The organism is Thermogladius calderae 1633, from assembly GCF_000264495.1.
In the GTDB taxonomy this organism is placed as follows: Archaea; Thermoproteota; Thermoprotei_A; order Sulfolobales; family Desulfurococcaceae; genus Thermogladius; species Thermogladius calderae.
Genome location: NC_017954.1, coordinates 1,003,132 through 1,027,308 on the forward strand (window position 1 = coordinate 1,003,132; position 24,177 = coordinate 1,027,308).

Below are 24,177 nucleotides of genomic sequence, written 5' to 3' on the forward strand. Positions count from 1 at the left end.
AAAAAAGTACCAGGTCTCACCCGCCCTCGTAGAGTGGTGGCATCACTGTGACCACGTCCCCGTCCCTGAGCCTAGTCGTGGGGGCCGCCTGGAGGTCCCCCACGAGGAACCAGACGAGGTTGAGCCTCTCCTCGAGCCTCCTATAGGACTCGAACTCCCTCAACTTCTCGACCAGCCTCCTCAGCTCCACCTCCTCCTCGTCGAACTCGACGTCTACGAACCTCCTCCCGAAGATGCTCGCGGCCTCGCCCACGAAGAAGACTCTTACCCTCAACTACCCTCCTCCCAGGGCCTTGGCGAGGGCCTTCACTATGTTCACGTAGCCGGTGCAACGGCAGAGGTTGCCGCGTATCAGGCTCCTTATCTCCTCCTCGCTGTAAGCCCTCTTCTTACTCCTGAGGTACTCCCCCACCATGACGAACCCCGGTGTGCAGTAGCCGCACTGTATAGCCCCCTCCTCCACGAGCGCCCTCTGTACCGGGGTCGGGTTCCCGTCCTCGGACACTCCCTCGACGGTGACGACCTCTCTCCCGTTCACGTCGACGGCGAGCGTGAGGCACGAGAGGACGGGCTTCCCGTCGACGAGGACTGTACAGGCACCGCACTCGCCTATCCCGCAACCGTACTTCGTGCCCGTCAGCTTCAGCTTGTCCCTCAACACGTTGATCAACAGCTCGTTGGGCGCTACGTCGACTTCCACCGGCTTCCCGTTGAGCTTGAAGCTGACCCTCAAGCCATCCCACCCCTACTCCTCTCGAACGCCTTCATTAGAGCGTCGTAGACTAGAACCCTCGACACCTCCCTCCTGTACCACGCCGTAGCCCTCACGTCCGTTATAGGGTTGACCTCCTCGCTGACCACCCCCAGCAACTCGAGTAACTCCTCCCCAACTCTCCGCCCCCTGAGTACGGCCTCGGTCTTCCTGGCCCTCATGGGGGTCGGGGCTACAGAGCCCAGGGCTACCCTGGCCTCCCTGACCACGTCCCCCTCGAACTCCGCGTAGACCGCCGCGCTTGCTATCGCCAGGTCCATGCTAGTCCTGGAGAGCTTGACGAAGGCCGAGGACCCGCCTCTCACGGGGACCCTGACCTCCACGAGGAGCTCGTTCGGCTGCATTACTGTCTTGCCAGGGCCCACGAAGAACTCCTCGAGCTTGACAGTCCTCACCCCCTTCACGCTCGCCAGGACCACCTCGGCGTCGTAGACCAGGAGGGGAGGAGCGGCGTCCGCGGCGGGGGAGGCGTTGCAGAGGTTGCCCGCTATCGTGCCCATGACCCTTATCTGCAGCCCGCCCATCTGCCTGACAGCGTCGGCGAGAGCGGGGAATCTCTCCACGGCCGGGTCTTCCTCGAGGTCGTGCCAGGTCGTCAAGGCCCCGATCCTGAGGACGCCCTCCTCCAGCCTTATGTAGCGGAGGCCGGGTATCCTCTTTATATTGACTATGTACTTCGGGCGCAGGGCCCCCGTCTTCATCTTCACGAGGAGGTCCGTGCCACCCGCGAGCACCTTGGCGTCGCCGCCTAGCCTGTCCAGCAGCTCCAGGGCCTCGCCGAGGCTCTTTGGCTCGTAGTACTCGAAGCTGGGCAGTATGTGCGTGTTCATGTAGTTTATGGCCGAGGGCCTCAAGCCGGTCCCTCCCTCTCCCTTATCAGCTTCAAGAGCTTGTCGGGCGTGACGGGCAGCTCGTAGACCCTTACACCGGTCGCGTTGTAGATGGCGTTGCAGATGGCCGCTGCCGCAGGGTTCATGGCCGCCTCCCCCAGCCCCTTCGCCCCGAAGGGGCCGGAGGGCTCCTTGGTCGAGGCGATCACGACCTTGAAGTCCTCTAGGCGGGGCAGGTCCTGAGCCGTCGGTATCTTGTAGTCGGTTATGAGGAACCTGTTGGCCAGCTCGCCTGTCTCCGGGTTGTAGGGGGTGTCCTCCGAGAAGACCATGCCCCAGGCCATCGCGAACCCCCCGTGCAACTGGCCCTCCACCATGTCGGGGTTTATCGGGGTACCCACGTCCGCGCCCGCGACGACCCTCACGGGCCTGACCTTACCAGTCCAGGTGTCGACCTCCACCTCGACGTAGTACACTGTGAAGCTCGGGGGCGCGCTGGTAGCCCTGTAGGTCACCACCGCTGCTATGGTGCCCCAGTTCTTCTGCCACACCTTCCTCGCCAGCTCCCTCAAGGTTATGCTGTACTGTGGCATGCCCTCGACGTAGATCACCGCGTCCTCCCTGGCCGGGTCGTACCTGATCCTGAGCGCCTCAGGGTTGACGGCCATGGGGAGTAGCCTGACGGCCGCCTCGAGTATCTTCTGCTTTACGATGGACGCCGCCCTCCTGGCCGCCTCACCGCCCACGAAGACCCCTCTCGAAGCGTGTGTACAGACGTCGTAGGGGGTGTTCTCCGTGGTAGCCAGGGCTAGGTTTATCCTCTCCGGTGGCACCTGCAGTTCCTCGGCTATGATCTTGACGTGGGCGTCCAGCGTCCCCCCGCCGTGGTCCTGCAGCGCGGTGATGTAGTCCAGCGTCCCGTCCTCGTTGAGCTTGAGCACCGCCCCGGTGAAGTCTATGACCTCTCCCGAGATCGGGCCCCCAGCGCCAGACGTGTGGAAGCCCCTGCCGAGCCCCACGCCCCTCCTAAAGCGACCCTTCTTCTCCTCCGGCCTCCCCCTCTTATCCCAGCCGATGAGCTCCCTGCCCTTCAGCAGCAGCTCCGGTACCCCGTCCGACTTGATGACAGACCTGACCGTCGGGCCCTGGCCCCAGAATATGTCGCCCCTTCCGACGTAGTTCTTCAGTCTGAGCTCCACGGGGTCCATGCCCAGCTCCTCCGCCAGCTCGTCGATCACCGTCTCCACAGCCCACTGGACCTCGGGGGCCCCGTAGCCTCTCAGGGCGCAGCTGGGTACTTTGTTGGTGTAGACCGCTACGCCCTCGTACCTTATGTTCTTCCACTTGTACATGGAGACGAACCAGCCCAGCGAGGTGCCGAGCAGCGGGTAGGCCTGGATCTGGTGGGCCCCGATGTCGAGTATGTTGTGGAACTCCCCCGCAATTATCTCGCCGTCCCTCTTCGCGCCCACCTTGAGCCTCATGTGGAAGACGTAGTTGGAGTGGTCTAGCATGTCCTCTTCTCTAGTGTACGCGATCTTCACGGGCCTACGGGCCTTGAGGCACAGCGCCACAGCGATCGGGACCAGGTAGTTGACCTGGATGCTGGACCCGAAGGACCCTCCTATAGGGACTTTGACTACTGTGATCTTGCTCTCTGGTATGTCGAAGAGCTGGCTGATCAAGATCCTGGTGTTGTGTATTGTCTGCGTAGTCGTGTATATTGTCAGTTTACCGCCCGGCTCCGGGACGCATAGGACCGCCTTGGGCTCCAGCTGCATGTGGTACCTCTTACCGCTCTTGAAGCTCCTCTCGATCACGACGCTGGCCTCTCTAAACGCCTTGTCGACGTCCCCCTCCGTGTACGTGAGCCTGGCGGCTATGTTCCTCTCGACCTTGAGCACCTGGTCGCCCTTCATGATCTCCTCGTGTATGAGGGGGGCGGACGGGCTCATGGCCTCGAAGGGGTCTAGTACCGGCTTGTAGACCCTCTCCACCTCTATCCTGATCGACTCGATGGCCCGCTGCGCGAGCTCCTCGCTCGGGGCCGCGACCGCGGCTATTGGCTCGCCTATGTAGCGCGGCCTCTTGGTCAGTATGAGGTGGTCCTTGAAAGTTACCTCGTCGACGCTCACCAGCCTGGGGTTGAAGAGCTTGTGCGGCACCTCGTCGGGGGTGATAACGACCGCCCCGAGTCTCTCGGCCTCGGACACGTCTACCCTAGCAATGTCCGCGAACGCGTAGGGGCTCCTGTATATCCTGCCTATGAGCATCCCCGGGGCCTCGAGGTCGTTGACGAACTTGAGGGCTCCCGTCACCTTCGGGATGGCGTCGTGTCTAGGAGCGCGCCTGCCTATGAACACGTACTCGCTCATCGTCTCCACTCAATTAGTTATATCTACGTGATAGGATATATGTCGTTATTGAAGTGGGGGATATGAACGTTCTCGTGAGAGGGGGGCTAATCGTAACACCCGAGTACGTGTACCAGGCGGACGTCCTCGTGGAGAACGGGGTGATCAAGGAGGTCGGTAGAGGGCTGAATGCGCCTCCCGGCTTCGAGGTCATAGAGGCCGGCGGGATGCTCGTCCTCCCGGGCGTGGTAGACGAGCACGTCCACATGCGCGAGCCGGGCTTGACCTACAAGGACGACTTCGAGCACGGTACCAAGGCGGCTGCGGCAGGCGGCGTGACTACGGTCGTCGAGATGCCCAACACGCTCCCACCCGTGGACTCCGCCGAGAGAGTTGCCGAGAAGGCCAGGCTTCTACAGGGGAAGGCCTACGTCGACTTCGCCCTCTACGGGGTCATCCACGACGGGAGCGTGGGCAGGATAAGGGAGATGCTCGACGCGGGCGTCGTGGGGTTCAAGGTCTTCCTAGGCCCCACGACCGGCAACATACCGCCGCCCAGGCTGGGGAGCCTCGTGGAGGTGATGGAGTCCTCGGAGAAGTACGGGTTCACGGTCGCCTTCCACGCCGAGACGCACGAGCTGGTCGAGTACTTCACGGCGAGGTACAGGGCGCAGGGGTCTAAGCCCTCCCTCCACGACTTGGCGAGACCGCCTCTGGCGGAGGCCCACGCCATTAGAACGATAGGGTCGATACAGGAGCACGCCGGGGGCAGGTCTCTGATAGTCCACGTCTCGTCGAAGCAGGCGCTCGAGGCCGTCGAGGAGTTCAAGAGGAGGGGCGTCTCCATGTACGCCGAGACCTGCCCGCACTACCTGGTCCTGTCGGCGGACGACTACGAGAAGTACGGCCCCCTAATCAAAGTGAACCCGCCTATAAGGGGGAGGGACCACGCCGAGGCCCTGCTCCGCGGGGTGAACAGCGGGCTTATCGACACTATTGGTAGCGACCACGCGCCCCACGCTCCCGAGGAGAAGAGCGGGGACATATGGTCGGCGGCCTCGGGTATGCCCGGTGTACAGACGCTGCTCCCGCTCATGCTCGACCTGGCGCTCAGGGGCTTCATCGACGTGAGGAGGATACCCCTGCTAATGGCGAGGAACCCCGCCAAGCTGTTCAAGCTCTGGCCGTGGAAGGGCGAGATAGCCCCCGGGAGCTCCGGGGACCTCGTCGTCGTAGACCCGAGAGAGGAGTACGTGGTCAGGGAGGAGGACTTGTACTACAAGCACAAGCTGTCCCCCTACATAGGCTGGAGGCTCAAGGGGAGGGTGAAGTACACGATACTGAAGGGGGTAGTGGTGGCTAGAGACGGCGTCGTGGAAGGCAAACCGGTGGGCTCCTGGGTCAGGCCGGTTCGGTGAGCAGGTAATCTTCAATTTGGTAGGTTTATTTTATTATCCAAAAAGAATTCTAACACGTGGGTGGTCTGATGACGGGTGTCTCGCGTAGGAGCAGGGCGATCAAGACCTCGCCTCACAGGGTTCTCGTAGCGCTCGCAGACCAGCTGAGGAGGAGCGGGAGGAGGGTCATAGACTTCACGGCGGGGCAGCCCGGTCTACCGCCGGACGCTAGCGCTCTAGCCGAGTTCATAGAGTTCATGTCGAAGAACACTTTCACGGCCTTCCGCTACGCCCCCACCCAGGGGCTGCCGGAGCTGAGGGAGGAGATAAGCGCCGACCTGAAGAAGTACGGGGGTGTGGACGTCCCGCCCGACAACATCGTGGTCACGACCGGGGGGCTGGACGGCATCATCCTCTCGCTGTACGCTACCACGGACCCCAACGACAGAGTCCTGCTCCTAGAGCCCTGCTACAGCATGTACTGGGACACCCTCACCTTCCTCGGCTTGGAGGCCGAGTGGTGTAGCGAGAGCGTCGACACGGGGTTCCAGCCGAGCGTGGACTGTATCCTAGACAAGATGAAGAAGGTCAAGGCCGTCCTCCTAGCCAGCCCCGACAACCCGACCTCGAGGGTGATAAGCAGGGAGGTGGCGAAGGCCATTGCCGAGGAGGCCTCGAGGAGGGGCGTCTGGATACTCTACGATGTGGCCTACAAGCACCTGGTGTACGAGGGGGAGCACGTCTGGTTGGAGAAGTACGTGGAGAACCCCGACGTGCTCGTGAACATTGGTAGCTTTTCCAAGGACATCGCGATACCGGGCGGTAGGCTCGGCTACGTTTACACGTTCAACAAGGAGCTGGCCCGCGAGATGGTGAAGCTCAAGGGGATACTCGGCATCGTGGCCCCGGTACCGATGCAGTGGCTCGCGACACTGTACCTGAGGAAGGGGTATAAGGAGAAGTACCTCGACTACGTCCTCCCGATCTACAGGAAGAGGAGGGACGCCGCCTACGAGGCTGTGAGAAAGTACCTCCCTAGGGCGAGGGTCGTGAAGCCAACGGCTAGCATGTACGTGTTCCCAGACCTCTCCAGCTACCTGGCCGAGAAGAAGGTCAGCGACCTCGACCTGGCCGTTAAACTAGCGGAGGAGAAGGGCGTGGTAGCGTTACCGGGCTCCATATTCGGCCCGTCCGGTGTCAACCACTTGAGGATAACCTTTGTCACCAACGACGAGAAGACTATTGAAGAAGGGGTCAGGCTCATAGGGGAGTACCTGGGCGAGGCCTAGTGTCCGCCTACGCTGTTAAGGGGGTCTACCCCGTCAGGCTGGAGAGGAACTCCCTCGTCCCGGACGCCATCGCTACCGCCGTTCTCGAGAGGGGGCTGAGGGGAGGGTTGGTGCTGGCGATAGGGGGCTTGAAGCACGCGGAGCTCGGTGTCTACGACAGGGGGGCCGGCAGGTACGTTGTACAGACGCTCGACGCGGCCGCAGACGAGACGCTCGAGGTGGCGCCGATGCTGGGCAACTACCTGGTGACGAGCAGCGGCCACGTCTCGGTCCACCTCCACGTCAACCTGGCGTGGCGTAGGGGTAGCGCCGCCGGCCACCTGGTCAGCGGTCTAGTCGACCCGTTTCTAGAGGTGTTCCTCGTAGAGGTCGGCGACGTGGTGAGAGAGGTTTTCTTCCACAGGGACGTCTAGCCTCATGTACGTCTTCACCACCTTCACGGAGAGCGGCTACAGGAAGCTGGCCTCCTTTATTAGGCGTGTGCGCGGGTCGGTTGCCGTACCAATCCCGGGCTCCCTGTGCGAGGACGCCCGCCGACTAGGCCCGGACAGCCTGAGGAAGAGGGGGGTCCCCGCGAGCTTCGCTAGGGTCTGGCGGCCCGTCCTCGGCCTGCTCGCCTCCACTAACACGCCGCGCGTCGAGTGCTACCTCGGCGAAGTGGACTTCGAGGAGGCTAGGTACAGGGCCGTTGATGCGGCCTCCCTCATCATTAGAGCCGACGTGTACGGGGTAGCCGACTTGGAGGAGTGGGTGCGAGTGTTCAGGAGAGGCGCCCAGCCGGTGCGGGAGGTGGGGGAGTTCACGGTCGTTGACGACTACGTCAAGGCCTACGCGACCCTCAAGGCGAACCCTGGAGCCCCCTACACCGCCCTCGAGGAGGTCGTCCCAACCCCCTTCGACCTGCTCGCCCTACTCGCGCTAGGGGAGCTGAGCCGGGACTTGTTCGGTAGGCTCGTGGAGTTCTCCCTGAGGTACTTCAACGACTACCTGTTGAGGTCCGTGAACCTGACGAGGGCGTATCGGAGGCTCGTCAGGGACCGGGAGTACATGGACTTCCTCGTCTCGCACAACATACCTGTTTTCGAGTAGATATATACGGATATGTGTAGTACTTATTAACTAGGGGTGCTACATGCCCACCGCACTCCCTAGAGGGGTATCCGAGAGGGTCGTCGAGGTCCTTAGGAGGTATGCCGACAGGGAACACCTGGAGAGGCTCCTCGCGATCCCGGACCCCCGCCTCCACAGCTGGGTCGCAGACGTGGCAGAGACCGCCGACCCGGAGAGGATCTACGTCAACACGGGCTCGCCTGAGGACTTGGAGTTCATAAAGAGGCGTGCCCTAGAGAACAGGGAGGAGCTCCCTACGAAGTACAAGAACAAGACCGTGCACTTCGACGGGCTATACGACCTAGCGAGAGACAGGGAGAACACGAGGATACTAGTCCCGCCCGGGCACAGTATAGCCATGGTGAACACGCTCGAGAGGGAGAGGGGCCTAGCCGAGATCAGGGAGCTCTTCAAGGGCGTGATGAGAGGGAACACGATGTACATTGGGTTCTACTGCTTCGGGCCGAGGGACTCGCCGTTCTCCCTCTACGGGGTCCAGATAACGGACTCGGCGTACGTGGCCCACAGCGAGAACATACTTTACAGGGTCTGCTACAGCGTGTTCGTGGAGAGGGGCGGTAGGCTGAAGTACATGAGGTTCCTGCACGCGACTGGTGAGAGGAACGAGCTGGGCTGGAGCAAGAACGTCGAGAAGAGGAGGATATACATAGACCTCGACGACCACATAGTCTACAGCGTGAACACCCAGTACGCCGGGAACACGGTGGGCCTGAAGAAGCTCTCGCTCAGGCTGTGCGTGAACCAGGGCAAGAAGGAGGGGTTCCTCTGTGAGCACATGTTCATAGTCGGGGTCAAGGGGCCGGGGGGCCGGGTGACGTACGTGACGGGTGCCTACCCCGCCGGCTGCGGCAAGACGTCCACCGCGCTAGTGGCAGACACGCTCGTCAGCGACGACCTGGCAATAATACACGCCTACAACGGTGAGGCCAGGGCGATAAACCCCGAGGTGGGTTCCTTCGGGATAATAGACGGGATAAACCCTGTCGACGACCCGGAGATCTACAGAATACTCCTGGACCCCGAGACCGAGGTGATCTTCAGCAACGTCCTCCTCACGGAGGACGGGGATGTCTGGTGGAGGGGGAGGCCCGAGCCCCCCAGGAGCGGGTTGAACTACGCGGGTCCCTGGAGGCCGGGGCTTAGGGACGATAAAGGGAGGGAGGTGCTCCCGTCCCACCCCAACGCCAGGTTCACGACGTACCTCAAGTACCTGAAGAACCTGGACCCGAGGATAGAGGACCCCTTGGGCGTCCCCGTGGAGGCGATGATATTCGGCGGGAGGGACTCGGACACGAACTTCCCGGTTGAGGAGGCCTTCGACTGGGTACACGGCAACGTGACGAAGGCCGCCGCCCTCGAGTCGGAGAGGACGGCCGCGGTCCTCGGCCAGGTTGGGGTCAAGGAGTTCAACCCCTACGCCATACTAGACTTCCTCTCGGTGTCCCCCGGCGAGTTCCTGAGGCTTCACCTGGACTTCGCGGGGAGGTTGACACGCTTACCCAAGATATACAGCGTCAACTACTTCCTCAGGGACAAGGAGGGCAGGTTCCTGAACGAGAAGACAGATAAAGTGGTCTGGTTGAAGTGGATAGAGCTGAGAGTACACGGCGACGTGGAGGCTCTCGAGTCGCCGACGGGCCTCATACCAGTCTACGAAGACCTGGCCAAGCTGTTCAGAGACGTGCTTGGAAAAGAGTACACGGAGCAGGCCTACAGGGAGCAGTTCAAGGTCAGGGTGGCCAAACAGATAGAGAGGGTCAACAGGGTTGTAGAGGTGTACAAGAAGATCCCCGACACTCCCCCCGTGTTCTTCGACGTGATGAGGGAGCAGCTGAGGAGGCTCGAGGAGGCGAGGCTCAGGTACGGGGACTACATTGACCCGTTCCAGCTGGACAAAAAGTAGTCTGTTCAGTATATCAGGTAGGCCTTCTTCAACATCTCGTTAGATAGCAGGCTCCTGCCGTCTCCCTCGAGCACGACCCTTCCGTTCTCGAGGACGTAGCCGCGGCTCGAGATCTCCAGTGCGTTCTTGACGTGCTGCTCCACTACCAGCATCGTGAGCCCGTACTCCTTGTTCAGCTTCACTACGAGGTCGAAGAGCGCTAGTACCACCTTAGGCGCTAGTCCCAGGCTCATCTCGTCGACCAACAACAGCATGGGCGAGGTCATCAGCCCCCTGCCAAGCGCAAGCATCTGCGCCTCGCCACCCGACAGCGAGCCCGCTAGCTGGCCCCTCCTCTCTTTGAGCCTCGGGAATATGCTGTACACGAGCTCGAGCCTCTCCCTCACCTTCGACTTGTCCCTCTCGAGGTAAGCCCCCGCTAGCAGGTTCTCCTCGACGGTGAGGTTAGGGAAGATCCCCCTGCCCTCCGGCACCATTGTGAGCCCCAGCGCCACCCGCTCGTGGACTCTCTTGCCGGAGATGTCGACAGACTTGAAGACGACGCTCCCGCTGTACAGCGTGGTGTAGCCCATGATAGTCCGGAGTAGTGTCGTCTTGCCGGCTCCGTTGGGGCCTACGACGGCGACTATCTCGCCTTTGTCGACGTAGAGGGAGACGTCGTGCAGGACCTTGAACTCGCCGTAGCCCGCGTTAACCCTCCTAAGCTCGAGTAGGCGGGTCATCCGACCACCTAGACGGGCTTGATACCAAGGTACGCCTCTATCACCCTGGGGTTCGAGGCGACCTCCTCTGGGGGGCCCTCGGCGATCACCCTGCCCTCGTGGAGTACCACGACCCTCTTGCTCAGGGACATTACGAACCTCATGACGTGCTCGACCACTACGATGGTCAAGCCCCGGTCGCTCCACACCTTCTTGATGACCTCGGCCAGCCTCTCCTGCTCGTGGGGCCTGAGGCCGGCGGCGATCTCGTCCAGCAAGAGGAGTTGGGGCCCGGTGGCCAGGGCTCTAGCCAGGTCTACAAGCTTGTGCTCCATTAGCGTGATCTCGCTCCCCAGCCTCCCCCATTCCTCCCTTGGTAGACCGATCAACTCTAGGACCTCGACGGCTGTTTTACGGGCCTCCTCCACGCTGTCCGTCCTCAGGAGAGCCCCTGTTGTCACGGCCTCTAGGACGGTCAGGTTCCTGAAAGGCCTCACCTTCTGCCACGTCCTGGCTATACCCAGCTTCGCCACCTCGTGGGGCTGTAGGCCGGTTATGTCCCTACCCATGAAGAACACCCTGCCCCTGTCAGGCTTGTACACCCCGGTGATACAGTTGAACAGCGTCGTCTTACCGGAGCCGTTGGGCCCTATGAGGCCGACTATCTCCCCTCTACCCACGCTGAGGGTGACGTCGTTGAGCGCCACTACACCGCCGAACCTCTTCGTCACGTTCTCGACCCTCAGGATGACTTCCGGGCCGCTCACTTCCTCCACCACCTCCTCAACTGGTTGAAAAGCCCGGCTAGGCCCTCTGGCTTGAGGATCCCGACGACTATCAGGGCCACGCCGTAGAGGAGGAGGTCTAGGCCGGGGAAGACCCCGCCCAGGGTGCTACGCAGGTACTCGCCTAGAGCCCTGAAGACCACGGCGGCCGCTATCGCCCCGCTAATAGAGCCTAGGCCCCCGATTATCCCCATTATAGCGATGCTTATAGCGAGCCCAGCGTCGAAGAGCCTGTACGAGAAGCTCGAGTATATGACCACCTGTAAAAACCCGGCCGCGCCCGTTATGAACGAGTATATGGCTAGAGCTATCAGCTTGTAGAGCCTCGTGTCGACGCCGATAGCCTCGGAGACGAGCTCGTCCTCCTTTATATTCCTCAAGTAGTAGCCGATCTTGGAGCCCGTGATGTAGATGTTGACGAGTATGACCGCCAACAAGACCACGTCGACTATGATGAAGAGCTCGAAGTAGGTCCTGGGCCTCAGGTACAGCCAGCCCCACTTGTTCGGCAAGTAGAAGTCCCAGGGGCCCATGAAGTACCTGAACAAGTTGTTCAGTATGACGACAAGGGAGGCTGTCATCAGGGCGTACCAGACCTCTCTGACCCCGAACCTGAACGTGGGTATACCGATCAACACTGCCAGACCCGCGGCCACGGCGCCGCCCGCCCACACGCCCACCACTGGCGGTAGCCCGAGCCTCATCCACAAGAGCGAGGTCACTATACCCCCGAGAGCCATGTAAGCGCTCGAAGCCAAGTCCAGCTGCCCGGTCAGGCCGCCGATGATGTTCCAAGCGGCGACGAAGGACGCGAACAGCGCTACCTGGGTCAGTAAGAGCATGTAGTAGTTGTTCCCCGACACTAGGAAGCCCACTGCCAGTAGGGCGGCTTGGAAGAGGGCGATCGAGAGTAGAGTGCTCCTCGTCAACACATCTCTTCACCTCTTCGCGAAGAAGCCCCTCGGCTTAAACCACAGTATGAAGAAGAAGATCAGGTATACCACGGCCATCTTCACCGAGGGGCTTATGAGGCTGCCCATAGACTCGGCTATCCCGATGATCACGGCCGAGACGACCAGGCCCCGTATGCTGCCGAGCCCTGCTAGTGCGACGGCCACCCAGGAGACCAGGCTGAAGGAGGTCCCTAGGTAGGGCCACACCTGCCCCATCTCCATCCACAGGCCCGAGGCGATCCCAACCAACACCATTCCGATCGCGAACGTGAGCATGTAGACTCTCCCTACGTTGATGCCCATGAGCATGGCACTAGACCTATCGTCTGTAACAGCCCTCATTGCCAGGCCTAGCTTAGTCCTCGACAAGAACTGGTCTAGTAGGAAGAGTACGAGGACCGATATGGCCGCCGACAGCACCTTTGACTCGTATATCACGAACGGCCCTATGCTTAGGCCTTCCGAGAACACGGGGTTAGGGTAGCCCCTCGGCTCGGCCTTGAAGTAGCCTAGGGCTATGTTCTGGAGCACGAAACCTAGCCCGACCGTTACAGCTATCTGGATAAGGGGTTCCTTGCCGAGTACAGGGTTTATCAGCCCTTTCTGTATCGCGAGCCCCAGCACAAACAATACTGGTAGCACTAGGAGCATCGACAACAAAGGGTCTATGTTCAGGTATGTCGATATCAGCCACACGAAGTACGCCGAGATCATGACTAGGTCTCCGTGGGCGAAGTTGATTATGTCCATGACCCCGAATATGAGGGCTAGGCCTGAGGCTACTATCGCGTAGAACAAGCCTAGGAAGACACCGTCCATAACCTGCTGTAGGATGGCGATCAGTACTCCTCCAACCGACATCTATACAACACCCCGTACGTGCGTGTACGGATGTGTCCTCTGTATATAGGTGTGGGACGATTCTTAATAAAATTGGCTTGGTTAGGGAGCAGTCGGGGACGTAAAAAAAAAATCAGCTACCGGGTCTAGGGAATACGGGTTGGACGCCCTCCTGTGGCTGAGGCCACACAACGACAGGTGTTAGAGTGCCGTTTATCAACTGTACTTGTAGTACGGCTGTACCCGCGTACAGGTTCTCGCCGTTCGGCGCGAACTTGATCCTGCCCGTCGGGTAGAGCTGGGCGGCTATGCTGTTGCTCTCGTTCAGGTCTAGGCTGAGGAAGGCCTGCCTCAAGTGGTCCGGGTTCAACGGGTCGTCCGGGAACATCTGGCCGGCCTTCTCGAGCGCCTCGTAGATCGTGAAGAAGGAGTAGAAGACCTCGCCGGCAGCCTCGGTCGGCATCTTACCGTACCTCCTCATGAACTCGCTGACCAGCTTCTTGTTCCACTCCGTCGGCTTCGCCGGGTTGTAACTGTAGGTGTTGGTGTAGTACAGGACGGCGTCGCCGGCCGCCTTAATGGAGTCCGGGTCCGTGAAGCCGCACGCGCCGGCGCCGGCTATGAACTTGGGGTTCAGCCCGGCGGCCTTCGCCGTCTTTGCGAACAGGACCCCGTCGCTGAAGTAGGGGACAGCTATTATGATGTCAGGGTTCAACCTCTTGATCTGGTCTATGATCGGGCTCATGTCCGTGATGTCGTACGGGTAGGTTATGTGCGACGACACCTCCACGCCGTACTTCACTAGCTGGAGGTGGGCTCCGTTGCTAACCGTAGTCCCGAACACTGAGTCCTCGTTGATGATCACGGCTGTCCTAATGGTCACGTTATACTTCTTAGCCATATCCATGACGAAGTCCACGGCCGAGACTCCGTGAGCGCTGGCTCTGGGGGCCACTCTGAAGAAGTACATCCAGCCCTGGTTAGCCAGGTCGTCTACTAGGGCGTCCGTCACCAGGATGACCTTGTTCTGCTCGGTCACAGTACCCATCGCCATCGTGAACCTGCTGATGTACGCCCCGTATATTATGGGGACGTGGTACTGCGAGATCAGCTTCTCCGCCGCCAGCCTAGCGGACTCGGGCGACGTACCAGCGTCCTCGACCACGATGTCCAGCTTCGCGCCCCCGAGCGACCTAACCCCGCCTAGCTCGTTGTTGATTATGTCCACGACAAGCCTGGCGGCGTCGACCGCCTCTCTACCGAATATAGCGTAAGGGCCCGTCAAGGGCTGGACAACGCCGATGACGACCTTCTCAATCTTAACCTTGGTAGGGGTTGGAGACGGGGAAGGTGTCGGACCGGGCTTCGAGGTGTAAATGTAGTAGCCCAGCGCAGCCGCAACTATCGCTACGATCACCACTATGGCGATTATTAAGGGGGTTCGAGAGGGTTTACTAGCCATAAAACCGACCCACTCCTTATACATATATGTGTAGTATGGTGAAATAAAAACTTTAGTGGGAAAACTGTTTAATCGCGTTGATTCACTTGATTAGCCTTGAGACAGCCCTGAGGATCTTAACGTAGCCGGTGCACCTGCACAGGTTACCCTCGATAGCCTTCTTGGCGTCCTCCAAGGTCTTTATCAGCCCCTTCTTCAACCCTGCGTACACGGTCAGGACAAAGCCCGGCGTGCAGAAGCCGCACTGGACAGCCCCCTCCTCTACCAGGGCCTTGACTATCCTCCCCGCCAGCTCGTCCCCCTGGAGCCCCTCGAGCGTCACCACCTCTCTGCCCTCGACCTGCGGCGTTAGGACTAGGCACGAGTACACGGGCTCGCCGTCGATCAGGACGGTGCAGGCGCCGCACTCTCCTCTCTCACACCCCCTCTTCACGCTCGTGACCTTCAACCTGAGCCTGAGGGTGTCAAGCAACACCTCGTTGGGCTCGACGTCCACCTCAACGGGTTGGTTGTTCAGCTTGAAAGAGACCCTCACACACCTCACCTCCTGAGCTTCCCTGCGACCTCCCTCAAGGCGTCCTTGAGTAGAGTGGAGGCGAGGTGCCTCCTGTACTCCGCCGTGGCCCTTACGTCCGTGATCGGCGATATGTCCTGCTGGACTAGCCTCGAGGCCGTTTCAATGGACTCGTCGCTCAACCCCTTCTCGTTCAAGTACGCCTCTACAGTCACAGCCCTTACAGGCCTCGGCGCCACGGAGTTCAAGGCCACCCTGAACCTCAGCTCTCCCCCTGGTCTGACCTCGACCCCTAGAGCCAGCCCTACTACAGAGAGCGTGAAGGCGCTTCTCCGGCCGAACTTCCTGTAGGCCCAGTACTCGCTGAGCCCCTCTACCACTGGGACCTCGAACTCGGCGATCATCTCACCGGTCTCCATTGCTGTTTTACGCGGGCCTAGCACGAACTCCCCTAGGTTAATAGACCTCGACCCGCCGGGACTCCTCAGCTTCACGACAGCGTCGTGGACGAGCAGGGGCGGGGCTGTGTCCGCGGCGGGCGAGGCGTTCGCTATGTTCCCGCCGATCGTGGCGACGCTCCTGATCTGCCAGCTAGCCATGTTGTACACGGCTTGGTGGAGTAGTGGTAGCTTCTCCTTGACCACGTCGGACCTCAGAATCTCCTCCAGGGTCGTCAAGGCGCCGATCCTTACCTTGGAGCCCTCGTCGACTACGTACCTGAGCTCCCTCAAGCCGCCCAGGTCGATGACCGCCCTCGGCCTGTAGCGCCCTATTTTCAGGTCTACTAGCAGGTCTGTACCCCCAGCCAGAAACTTGTAGTCGCCCAGCTTGCTAGCTAGCTCTACAGCCTCCTCGACGCTCCCAGCCCTGTAGTACTCGAAGGAGGGCAACTTGTAGAACATCCTATCACCTCTTCAGAGAGCCTGTCAGCTCCAGGACGTACTCCGGGGTGATGGGAAGCCTGGTCACGTTGACGCCGAGCGCGTGGGAGACAGCGTTGGCGATAGACGCCGGGATCGGTATGAGCGCCATCTCGCCCACCCCCTTAGCACCCATAGCACCGTACTTGTAGACGTCCTCCACGTAGATCGGCTTCTCGACCTCCGGCACCTCCATGACCGTGGGTATAACGTAGTCCGTGAAGTCCGCGTTTAGTATTGAGCCCTTCTCGTCGAAGACGAGCTGCTCGTAGAGAGTGTAGCCTATACCCTGCACGACAGCACCCTCGACCTGCCCCTCGACCTGGACCGGGCTTATGATCCTACCGGAGGCGAGTGCCGGCCACACCCTCAAGACCCTGACGACTCCTGTCTCCGTGTCCACCTCCACCTCGCTCACCACCACGATGTAGCTGAAAGCCGGGTAGGCGAAGCCCTGCCCAACCGTGTCGTCGAACTTGCCCTTGGGTAGGAAGAAGTAGCCGGTAGCAGAGAGCTCTACGCCCTTGGCGTAGGCCTCCCTCACGAGGTCCACCCACCTCACGTACCTCTCCGGGTTGTCCCTCTGGTAGACCCTCCCGTCCCTGAAGACGAGCTTGTCGGGCTCTACCCCGAGTACGTCGCCGGCGAGCCTGGCGAGCCTCTCCCTTATCCTCCCCGCCGCGACCTCGACACCTATACCGCCAATCCCGGTCCCCCTCGAGGCGTGTGTAGCCCCCGTGTCCGGGGCCTCGGTGGTGCCGAAGACGACCCTGACGTTCTCGGGTGGGACGCCCAGTAGCTCTGAGACTATCTGGACGTGCGAGCTGGTCGGGCTCCCCTGGCCCATCTCGACTATCCCCGTGTACACCGTGACGGATCCGTCCTTCTCCACCTTCACCACGGCGTTGGACCAGTCGGGGACGCCCCTCGAAGTGCTTATGCCGTGCCAGGCCACGCCCACGCCTATACCTCTCCTCCACCTGCCGTCCTTCTTGTTGTACTCGCTGTACTCCCTCCTCTTCTGGGACCACCCGGACTTCGCGGAGACCTTCTCCAGCGCCTCTCCCACGCCGACCGAGTGGTCTAGCACCTGGTTTGTGAGAGTCCTGGAGCCGGGCCTGAGGATGTTCTTCAGCCTGAACTCCACCGGGTCTAGCCCCAGCTTCTCGGCTAGCAGGTCCATCTGCCTCTCGACCGCGAACTGTACACTGGGGTTGCCGAAGCCCCTGAAGGACCCCTGGTACACCTTGTTCGTGTAGACGGCGTAGCCGTCCACTCTCGCGTTAGGCACCTCGTAGGGACCAGAGGCATGCATCGTGGCCCTCCACAGTATGAAAGGCGCCCTGTTAGCGTACGCGCCGGTGTCGTGTATGATCGTCACGTCGATCGCCGTCAGCTTACCTTCCCTGTTCGCGCCGCTCTTGTACCGTATTATGGTAGCCTCCCTCTTCGGGTGGACCTTGATCGACTCCTCTCTCGAATAGACGATGAAGGCCGGCCTCCCCGTGAGGTAGGCCACTAGAGCGGCCTTCGCGACCGTGAGAGGCCCCTCGTCGTCCTTCCCGCCGAACCCGCCGCCCAGGTAGGGGACAACTACCTTAACCCTACTGGCTGGCAGGCCTAGGACTCTCGCAGTGATATCCCTGGCGAGGTGGGGGTGCTGCGCCGCGCCTATTATCGTCACCCTCCCCTCCGAGTCCGGGATCGCTAGTGCGGCCTCTGTCTCCAGGTAGGCGTGGTCTTGGTGGTGGGTCCTGTACTCGTTCTCTACGACGACCTCGGCCTCGCTAAACCCTCTCTCGACGTCGCCCTTCCTCACCTTTGTCCTGAACGCGATGTTCGACCCGGCCTCCTCGTGTACTAGCACGTCGCTCCTCGACATGGCCTCAAGCGGGTCGAGGACGTAGGGCAGAGGCTCGTAGTCGACTCTGACGAGCTGCGACGCCTCCACAGCCCTCTCCCAAGACTCGGCAGCGACGAGGGCCACGACCTCGCCGACGTACCTGACCTTCCCCTCCGCTAGCAGGGGCTGGTCGGGAAGAGCGTAGCCGACCTGGTTGACGCCCGGTATGTCCCTGTGCGTTACTACGGCCCTGACCCCGCTGACGTCGAGCGCCTCCTTTAAGTGGAGCCCCTTGATCCTCGCGTGTGGGTGCGGGCTCAACACCTGCTTTACGAAAAGCGCGTTCCCGTACACGTACTTCACGAAGTAGTCCTCTGTGAACAGGGCTCTCCCCAGGGCTTTCTCCAGCGCGTCGACCCTCGTGAACTCTCTGCCCACTACGAAGTACGACTCTGCTGACAGGTACTTCTCGAGTATAGAGTATGGGTCCTCCAGGGACAAACGAGGAGCCCTCTGATATAAAGTCTAGGCCCCGTAGAATAATAACCTTTCCTTTTTCACCCGTCTCGAACTACTTAGACGTCCTAAGCTTGTAGAAGACCGACTGTACGACTGTGCCCTTGGCCCCCTCCAGGTAACGCCCCACTACAACCCCGTTAGATATAAGTATGTACTCCCTCCCATTGGGGTAGACCACCACGACCATCCACTCGCCTGACTTGACCTTGCTGGCCAAGTAGTGGGCTTTAGGTAGCCCGTCCGAGGCGTGAACCAGCTCGACCTCCCTCAAGTACTCGGCTCTAACCAGTGCGAGAGAGAGGTCTACCTTGATGTCCACTGGCATCGTCTCCCAGAAAGGCTTCTCCTCTACTTCCACTCGTGGGACTCTAGGGGACCTAAGCCTGTCGGCGATGTCGACTTTACGGCACCTCCCTTCGGCTAGGGCGGTGTAGTTGGAGAACAGGGTCGAGTAGACCTTGGCCAGTTCCCTCTTGGCAAAAAAGCCCCCAGCGACCTCGTACTCTAACTTAAAGAAGGCGCCTCCGAGGTAGTAGAGCCTCAGCCACCCCAGGTAGGCGCTCGTCTTCGGCTCAGGGCCCTTTCTAAGCTCTATCTTCCAGCCCCGGGGCTCCTGCCAGAGCTTGTACTCGCACGCGTGGTCTACCGGCCTAGAGAACTTCACGCTTACACTGTCACCAGATATCTCGCAGGAGGACACCACGGGTAGTATCCCGAGGAATAAGCAGGGCTCTAGTATCAAGTAGTCCACGAAGCTGGGCGGGCACCTGCCTACCTCTATCTGAGTGGACATCATCTAGACAACGCTGACATACTTTTCTCGACTAAGCAAACTATGTAGTAATATGGGCGAAGGATTTTAAATAGTCAGCTCAACTAAGCCTCGAGGTGTGGGGCAACGCGTCTCAACACTTCCTCCACCAGAGTGTTTGAGAGCGCGGCGTCGTTGAGCCCCTCCTTCACTAGCCCTCTCACAAACAGCATACTTGCCTCCCGTAGGTCGAGCCCACGCGAGGCCAGGTAAAAGAGCTGCTCGGTACTCAACTTGACGTTCCTGGCGTAGTGCCTGGCCTCCGCGACGTTGTTCGTCTTTACCTCTAGCCTCGGCTGCATGAAGGCTAAGCCCCCGAGTTGGAGGGCCTCGATACCGTAGACGAGCGAGCCCTCCTTGGATCCCTCTTCGGCTACGAGAGTGCCCCTGGCCACAGCCGTGGACTCGTCTAGGCTTACGAGCAGTTGCCTCACGTGGAGAGCCGGGCCAACGCCTCTCGCGAGCCCATAGATGTCGAGGTCTACGACGCTCCTCCCTAGAGCCAAAACAACAGTCTTCTCGTTGAGCGTCGACGAGTCTACTGAGACGAGCTCTTCGACTTTCAGGACGCGGGTGGACTCGACCAACTGGGCTCTCTCGCTCGCGCAACAGCCTTGTCTAGAGACTAACCGGAGATAGCTCGCCGGACCTTCCCCGGCCTTAACTCTCAGCAGGAGTCTAGACCCTGGCCCAGCGTCTAGTGTCAGAGACAGGCTGAGAGACCCCTTCGAGTTGAGGTTCAACTCCAACACGTACAGCCCGCTACCACTGGCTACCAGGTTGAGTCCTACCGCCGAGAACAGGTTACTGGAGTCTACGTTTACCACAGCCTTGCCCGGTGCACCTCCGAGTTCTATATCGTACCGGCCCGACTCGTACTTCTCGTGGAGTAGACAGTAGACACTACTACACTCACCCGTGGGTTCGCCTCGTATTGGAGACTCTGTGACCCTAGCGCCTTCCACGCGGACAACGGGCCCGCCGATACCGTCCGCTCTAGAAGCCTCCTCGACCAGCCTAGCGTACTCGTAGGGGTTGATGTAGTGTTTTATTGTCGGGGAGTCGCCTACAACCTGGAGCAGGCCCTTCAACCTACACCACCGTACTCCTCGAACTCCAGCTCGACCACTCTCTTCAGCATACTGGCGAATTCGAAGGGTAGCTTTCTGAGTACGTCTCTGACAAAGCCGTTTACTACCAGAGAGACGGCCTCGTTCCTCCTCAACCCCCTCGACATCAAGTAGAACACCTGGTCCTCGCTCAGCCTGAGAGTAGAGGCCTCGTGGCCTACGTCGGCGTCTCTCTCGAGCAGGTGGACGATCGGGTAGGTGTAGGACCCGCTCTTCTCGTCGAGTATCAGGCTCTCGCACTCGACGTGGCTGAACGAGCCTACAGCCCCCTTGTTGACCTGAGTGAGCCCTCTGTAGACGCTGAGACCGCCGTTTGCTACGATACTCTTCGACAACACCCTGCTAGAGGTCCTCGGAGCGGCGTGTATGACCTTAGAGCCCGTGTCCTTTATGTAGCCACCGTTGCTGATGCTGAGGAGGGTCGAGACGGTCTTGGCTCCCTCGCCCCTGAGGACGGTGGAGGGGTAGGTCACCGTGATCTTGCTACCGATGCTCCCCTCAACCCACTCCACGAAGGCGTTCTCCTCGGCGACGGCCCTCTTGTTGTTGAAGTTTATGACGTTCCTGCTCCAGTTCTGGACTGTGACGAAGGAGACTCTTGATGAGGGGTGGGCGTATATCTCGACCATGCCGTCGTGGAAGCTCTCCCTCCTAAGCCTGGGCGCGCTACAGCCCTCTATGAAGACCAGCTCGCTACCCTCGTCTGCTACTATGAGCGAGTGCTCGAACTGCCCCTCCATCTCCTTCCCTAGGAAGAAGAAGGCCTCGACCGGGTAGGGGACTCTCACCCCCTTCGGCACGTAGACGAAGACGCCGCCGCTCCACAACGCGTAGTGTAGTGCGGCGAACTTGTGGTCCGTGTACGGGAAGACCCTCGAGAAGTACTTCTTCACCAGGTCGGGGTACTTCTGGACGGCTTCCTCCATCGGCACCATTACGACGCCTAGCCTCCTCAGGAAGTCCTTCATACCCACGAAGACGCTCTCGCTGTCGAGTACGGTTGTGAGCCCGGCTAGGTACTTGGCGTACGTCTCGGGTAGGCCCAGCCTCTCGTAGATCCTCCTCACGTCCTCCGGGAGGTCGCTCCAGTCGCTCGCCACCTCGACGTCCGGCTTCGTGTAGAGCGTCGTTATCTCGTCGAGGTCTATTCTCTGGATGTACGGTAGCCACTGCGGTACAGGGGCCTTCTCGAAATAATCTAGTGCCCTGAGCCTGAGCCTCCTCATCCACTCGGGCTCTTTCTTGGACCTGCTGATCTCCTCTACTAGGCCCCTGCTGACCCTGCCAGTTATCTCCACTCTACTCCTGTACTCGACGCCCGTGAGCTCTTCTAGCTCAAAAACCCGGATGTCAAAGCCCATTCTGGGACACCACGGAGGAGTAGCCCTCCCTTGCGATCTTGTCCACTAGCTCTACTCCCCCAGAGGACACGACGACGCCGTTGTGCATCACCAGGACTCTGGAGGGCCTGACAAGCTGTAGTAGTGAAGGGTAGTGGGTTATGAGGAGGACGCAGGCCCCCTCCCTCACAACGCTGTTCATGTAGTCGACGAGGAGCCTCACCCCCTCCAAGTCGAGCCCGCTGTCCGGCTCGTCCATTAACAGGCACTTGGGTTTCAACAGGAGGGCCTGTAGGAACTCCGACCTCTTCTTCTCCCCACCCGAGAACCCCTCGTTCAGCCCCCTGTCTAGGAGCTCCCTCTTAAGCCCCAGCTTAACCGCTGTCTCTTCCAGTAGAGGGTCGACCTTCTCTATCTGTCTCCACGAAGTGTTGATGGCGTTGAACAAGTCCCTTAGAGAGACCCCTTTGACCTCGACTGGGTTCTGGAAGAAGAGGAACAAGCCTCTCCGGGCCCTCTCGTAAGGTGGGAGGCTGGTGATGTCCTCCCCGTTCAGGACAACCTTCCCCTTCACTACCTTGTAGCCCGGGTGGCCCATAACCGCGTAGGCGAGACTGGTCTTGCCGCTACCGTTAGGCCCCATTAAAGCGACTATCTCCCCGTCCCCTACCTCGACGGTGACGTCCCTGACAACCAGCTTACCGCCCACTTCGACGCTAACGTTTTCTACCAGCAGCAATGTAAGCACCCTATTGCAATGTCAGGTTTGGTTAACCTAATAAACTTAGTGGGACTGGTGGAGAAAGGGTTGTTAGTTTGAAAATAGACAAATCCCACTCAGGAACCGGCTACTTCGTACGCTATGACAGTCAACGGCTCGCCGCTACAGTCCTGATCGCAGAAGAGGCCCTGTACAACTCCGTTCTCGACTACCACGTACCTCTTACCCGAGGCGTAGGTCTCCACGACGAGCCACGTCCCTTTAACGAGCTCGCTCGAGGTTATTTGCTCTACTTTGACGCCGCCGGGTAGGATCTTGAAAGAGCGTGACTCCCTCATGAGCCTCGCCCTGGTCCTAGGGTCGGACAGGTCGTACTTGAACGTGGCGGCAGGCTGGGGAGGCGGCTGCTTTACCTCTTCGGCTTTCGCTGGTCTCGGAGGCTGTTGTACAGCTCGCGGCGGTTGCGGGGGCGGTAGCGGTGGCGGGGGCCTCTCTTCGCGGGCGGGCCTCCTCTCCTCCAATGGCTGTCCAAGCCTCGAGCACACTACCGGGATTACGCCTCGCAGCGCCAGCAAGCTCGTCTCGAGGTTTCTCTGAGCCTGTCCCCTCACCCTGAACCCGGCCTCGAGCTTGTAGTCTATGCTGAGGGTGTTGCCCTCGAGTGTAAGCCAGAGCTCTGTCAGCCTAGCCCTCGGCTCCCCCTCCTCCAGGTAGTCGAGAGACAAGGCTATCTTGGTCTCGGTCTTCTCTAGAGCAGTGTAGACTCCTACGGCTTTAAAGAACTCGTCGCTGAAGGCGAGCCTCACCGTGTCACCCGAGACGGAGCAGTCGGAGACGATGGGTATCATCTTCAGCAACTCGCACGGCTTGGACATGAGCCTCTTGACGCAGTCGACGTCTTCTTGCCGTATGCTGATGTTTAGAGCCAAACAGGACCCCTTTACTCTTATGTAGAGTTCTAACACTTATGTAATATAACGTTGATTTTCAATAAGTACGTCAAGGAAGCAGGGCTTCTAAACGACCTGGCTTTTAGTTAAAGGGACGTACTTCGACTGGTCTATCTTCTCGAAGACCTTGTTTAGCACTGCCCTCAGGCTGACCTCGCCCGGTATACCTGCCGCTCTCGCGTGACCGCCCCCGCCCAGGTCTCTGGCGATCGACGAGACGTCTATGTAGTCGCTCCTCAGGCTGACACCTCGCGGGTACCTGACGATGTAGAGATGGGCTATAAGACCGTTCTTCTCCGATACGTCGACGATCTCGCCGGGGTGTACTCGTGGGTCTACGTCGGGGAATACCATTATCCTGAACCCGTCTCTCTCGACGATGTCCATCCTGGCGATCGCCTCCCTGATTAGGTTCTCGTAGACCACCGAGACCTCTCTGTTGTACAGCTCGATCATCCACGCAGGGGCCAGGTCTCTCCTCTTAAAGGACTCCAACGCCTTGTACCTCACCTCCCAGCCGTACCACCTCAGCACCCTTCTCCACCTCACTGTAAGCTCGTACTTGTTGAGGAAGAAGTCGTCGTCGTAGGAGAGCTTGAGGAGCTCTTCGACGAACTTGTCTCCTCTCAACCCGAGTTTGCTGGCGACAAGGTCGGCCGCGGTGTAGTTGGGGTCGACCACGTATGTCAGCACGTCGTCGAAGCCCACTAGCTCTCTGTACACGCCTGGGTCCCACTCGTGGTGGTCCAGCCAGTAGACCCTGATCCTCCTCTTCTTGGCCTCCTCGAGGAACGTAATCAGGGCTTTCAGGCTAGACACCTGGGGGTTCAAGTCCGCTATCCAGACCTCTCTAACTGGCGGGGTCTGGCGGAGGACTTCTAAGAGGTAGTTGGGTAGCGAGGTCACCGAGGCCAGTATCTGCTGTACCGGCCTAACCTTGAAGTAGATGAAGGCCGCCGACGCGAGGCCGTCGATATCCCAGTGCGTTATCGAGACTCTACTCAACACTACC

At 60.1% G+C, this 24,177-nt stretch carries 23 protein-coding genes; 5 read left to right on the plus strand and 18 right to left on the minus strand.

What is annotated here, in order from left to right; all coding sequences use genetic code 11:
- Window positions 1–16 precede the first annotated feature (16 nt).
- From TCELL_RS05510 to TCELL_RS05525, 4 genes are read right to left on the minus strand one after another with little or no spacing between them, the layout of a single operon-like run.
- Window positions 17–274, minus strand: a complete 258-nt coding sequence (locus TCELL_RS05510; RefSeq protein ID WP_014737745.1) for a hypothetical protein — start codon at window positions 272–274, stop codon at window positions 17–19.
- Window positions 275–733: a (2Fe-2S)-binding protein gene (locus tag TCELL_RS05515; protein ID WP_014737746.1), complete on the minus strand. Its 459-nt coding sequence runs from the start codon at window positions 731–733 to the stop codon at window positions 275–277.
- The gene (locus TCELL_RS05520; RefSeq protein WP_014737747.1) at window positions 730–1,626 is read right to left on the minus strand and encodes an FAD binding domain-containing protein; all 897 of its coding nucleotides are present in this window, start codon (window positions 1,624–1,626) and stop codon (window positions 730–732) included. The genes TCELL_RS05515 and TCELL_RS05520 overlap by 4 nt, the downstream gene beginning before the upstream one ends.
- Window positions 1,623–3,977 carry a xanthine dehydrogenase family protein molybdopterin-binding subunit gene (locus tag TCELL_RS05525; protein ID WP_048163269.1) on the minus strand — a complete coding sequence of 785 codons (2,355 nt, stop codon included), beginning with the start codon at window positions 3,975–3,977 and terminating at the stop codon, window positions 1,623–1,625. The genes TCELL_RS05520 and TCELL_RS05525 overlap by 4 nt, the downstream gene beginning before the upstream one ends.
- A 62-nt stretch (window positions 3,978–4,039) precedes the next feature.
- Here TCELL_RS05525 and allB point away from each other — a divergent pair, with 62 nt between their 5' ends.
- The 5 genes from allB to TCELL_RS05550 all read left to right on the plus strand — a co-directional run bounded on the left by allB (window position 4,040) and on the right by TCELL_RS05550 (window position 9,676).
- Window positions 4,040–5,374, plus strand: a complete 1,335-nt coding sequence (allB, locus tag TCELL_RS05530) for an allantoinase AllB (RefSeq protein ID WP_014737749.1) — start codon at window positions 4,040–4,042, stop codon at window positions 5,372–5,374.
- A gap of 68 nt (window positions 5,375–5,442) precedes the next feature.
- A complete protein-coding gene (locus TCELL_RS05535; protein WP_014737750.1) occupies window positions 5,443–6,642 on the plus strand; it encodes a pyridoxal phosphate-dependent aminotransferase in 1,200 nt (399 codons plus the stop codon).
- Window positions 6,642–7,055, plus strand: coding sequence for a PPC domain-containing DNA-binding protein (locus tag TCELL_RS05540; protein ID WP_014737751.1), 414 nt, complete (start codon window positions 6,642–6,644; stop codon window positions 7,053–7,055). The genes TCELL_RS05535 and TCELL_RS05540 overlap by 1 nt, the downstream gene beginning before the upstream one ends.
- 4 nt (window positions 7,056–7,059) lie before the next feature.
- The gene (locus tag TCELL_RS05545) at window positions 7,060–7,731 is read left to right on the plus strand and encodes a hypothetical protein (protein ID WP_014737752.1); all 672 of its coding nucleotides are present in this window, start codon (window positions 7,060–7,062) and stop codon (window positions 7,729–7,731) included.
- Between the two features lie 43 nt (window positions 7,732–7,774).
- Window positions 7,775–9,676 (plus strand): phosphoenolpyruvate carboxykinase (GTP), encoded by a 1,902-nt coding sequence (locus TCELL_RS05550; protein ID WP_014737753.1) that lies wholly within the window; start codon window positions 7,775–7,777, stop codon window positions 9,674–9,676.
- A gap of 5 nt (window positions 9,677–9,681) precedes the next feature.
- Here the strand turns inward: TCELL_RS05550 and TCELL_RS05555 are convergent, their stop codons facing one another.
- The 14 genes from TCELL_RS05555 to TCELL_RS05620 form a co-directional block, all read right to left on the minus strand.
- The gene (locus tag TCELL_RS05555) at window positions 9,682–10,398 is read right to left on the minus strand and encodes an ABC transporter ATP-binding protein (RefSeq protein WP_014737754.1); all 717 of its coding nucleotides are present in this window, start codon (window positions 10,396–10,398) and stop codon (window positions 9,682–9,684) included.
- Window positions 10,399–10,406: 8 nt separating this feature from the next.
- Complete coding sequence (locus TCELL_RS05560; protein ID WP_014737755.1) at window positions 10,407–11,144, minus strand: ABC transporter ATP-binding protein; 738 nt, start codon at window positions 11,142–11,144, stop codon at window positions 10,407–10,409.
- Window positions 11,141–12,094, minus strand: a complete 954-nt coding sequence (locus tag TCELL_RS05565; protein WP_014737756.1) for a branched-chain amino acid ABC transporter permease — start codon at window positions 12,092–12,094, stop codon at window positions 11,141–11,143. Before TCELL_RS05565 ends, TCELL_RS05560 begins: the two co-directional genes overlap by 4 nt.
- A gap of 6 nt (window positions 12,095–12,100) precedes the next feature.
- The gene (locus TCELL_RS05570; RefSeq protein ID WP_014737757.1) at window positions 12,101–12,976 is read right to left on the minus strand and encodes a branched-chain amino acid ABC transporter permease; all 876 of its coding nucleotides are present in this window, start codon (window positions 12,974–12,976) and stop codon (window positions 12,101–12,103) included.
- 112 nt (window positions 12,977–13,088) lie between these two features.
- A complete protein-coding gene (locus tag TCELL_RS05575; RefSeq protein ID WP_048163272.1) occupies window positions 13,089–14,417 on the minus strand; it encodes an ABC transporter substrate-binding protein in 1,329 nt (442 codons plus the stop codon).
- 82 nt (window positions 14,418–14,499) lie between these two features.
- On the minus strand, window positions 14,500–14,952 hold the full coding sequence (locus TCELL_RS05580) for a (2Fe-2S)-binding protein (protein WP_014737759.1): 453 nt from the start codon (window positions 14,950–14,952) through the stop codon (window positions 14,500–14,502).
- 5 nt (window positions 14,953–14,957) lie between these two features.
- Entirely contained in the window at window positions 14,958–15,833 is an 876-nt protein-coding gene (locus TCELL_RS05585) for an FAD binding domain-containing protein (protein WP_014737760.1), read from the minus strand.
- A gap of 4 nt (window positions 15,834–15,837) precedes the next feature.
- Window positions 15,838–18,195, minus strand: coding sequence for a xanthine dehydrogenase family protein molybdopterin-binding subunit (locus TCELL_RS05590; RefSeq protein WP_014737761.1), 2,358 nt, complete (start codon window positions 18,193–18,195; stop codon window positions 15,838–15,840).
- A gap of 70 nt (window positions 18,196–18,265) precedes the next feature.
- Complete coding sequence (locus TCELL_RS05595) at window positions 18,266–19,009, minus strand: hypothetical protein (protein ID WP_014737762.1); 744 nt, start codon at window positions 19,007–19,009, stop codon at window positions 18,266–18,268.
- Between the two features lie 80 nt (window positions 19,010–19,089).
- A complete protein-coding gene (locus tag TCELL_RS05600; RefSeq protein WP_014737763.1) occupies window positions 19,090–20,115 on the minus strand; it encodes a SufD family Fe-S cluster assembly protein in 1,026 nt (341 codons plus the stop codon).
- The gene (gene sufB / locus TCELL_RS05605) at window positions 20,112–21,515 is read right to left on the minus strand and encodes a Fe-S cluster assembly protein SufB (protein ID WP_014737764.1); all 1,404 of its coding nucleotides are present in this window, start codon (window positions 21,513–21,515) and stop codon (window positions 20,112–20,114) included. Before sufB ends, TCELL_RS05600 begins: the two co-directional genes overlap by 4 nt.
- A complete protein-coding gene (gene sufC, locus TCELL_RS05610; RefSeq protein ID WP_338064502.1) occupies window positions 21,505–22,242 on the minus strand; it encodes a Fe-S cluster assembly ATPase SufC in 738 nt (245 codons plus the stop codon). Before sufC ends, sufB begins: the two co-directional genes overlap by 11 nt.
- 89 nt (window positions 22,243–22,331) lie before the next feature.
- Complete coding sequence (locus TCELL_RS05615) at window positions 22,332–23,144, minus strand: hypothetical protein (protein WP_048163277.1); 813 nt, start codon at window positions 23,142–23,144, stop codon at window positions 22,332–22,334.
- 87 nt (window positions 23,145–23,231) lie between these two features.
- Window positions 23,232–24,173 carry a DHH family phosphoesterase gene (locus tag TCELL_RS05620; protein ID WP_014737767.1) on the minus strand — a complete coding sequence of 314 codons (942 nt, stop codon included), beginning with the start codon at window positions 24,171–24,173 and terminating at the stop codon, window positions 23,232–23,234.
- Window positions 24,174–24,177: the final 4 nt, after the last annotated feature.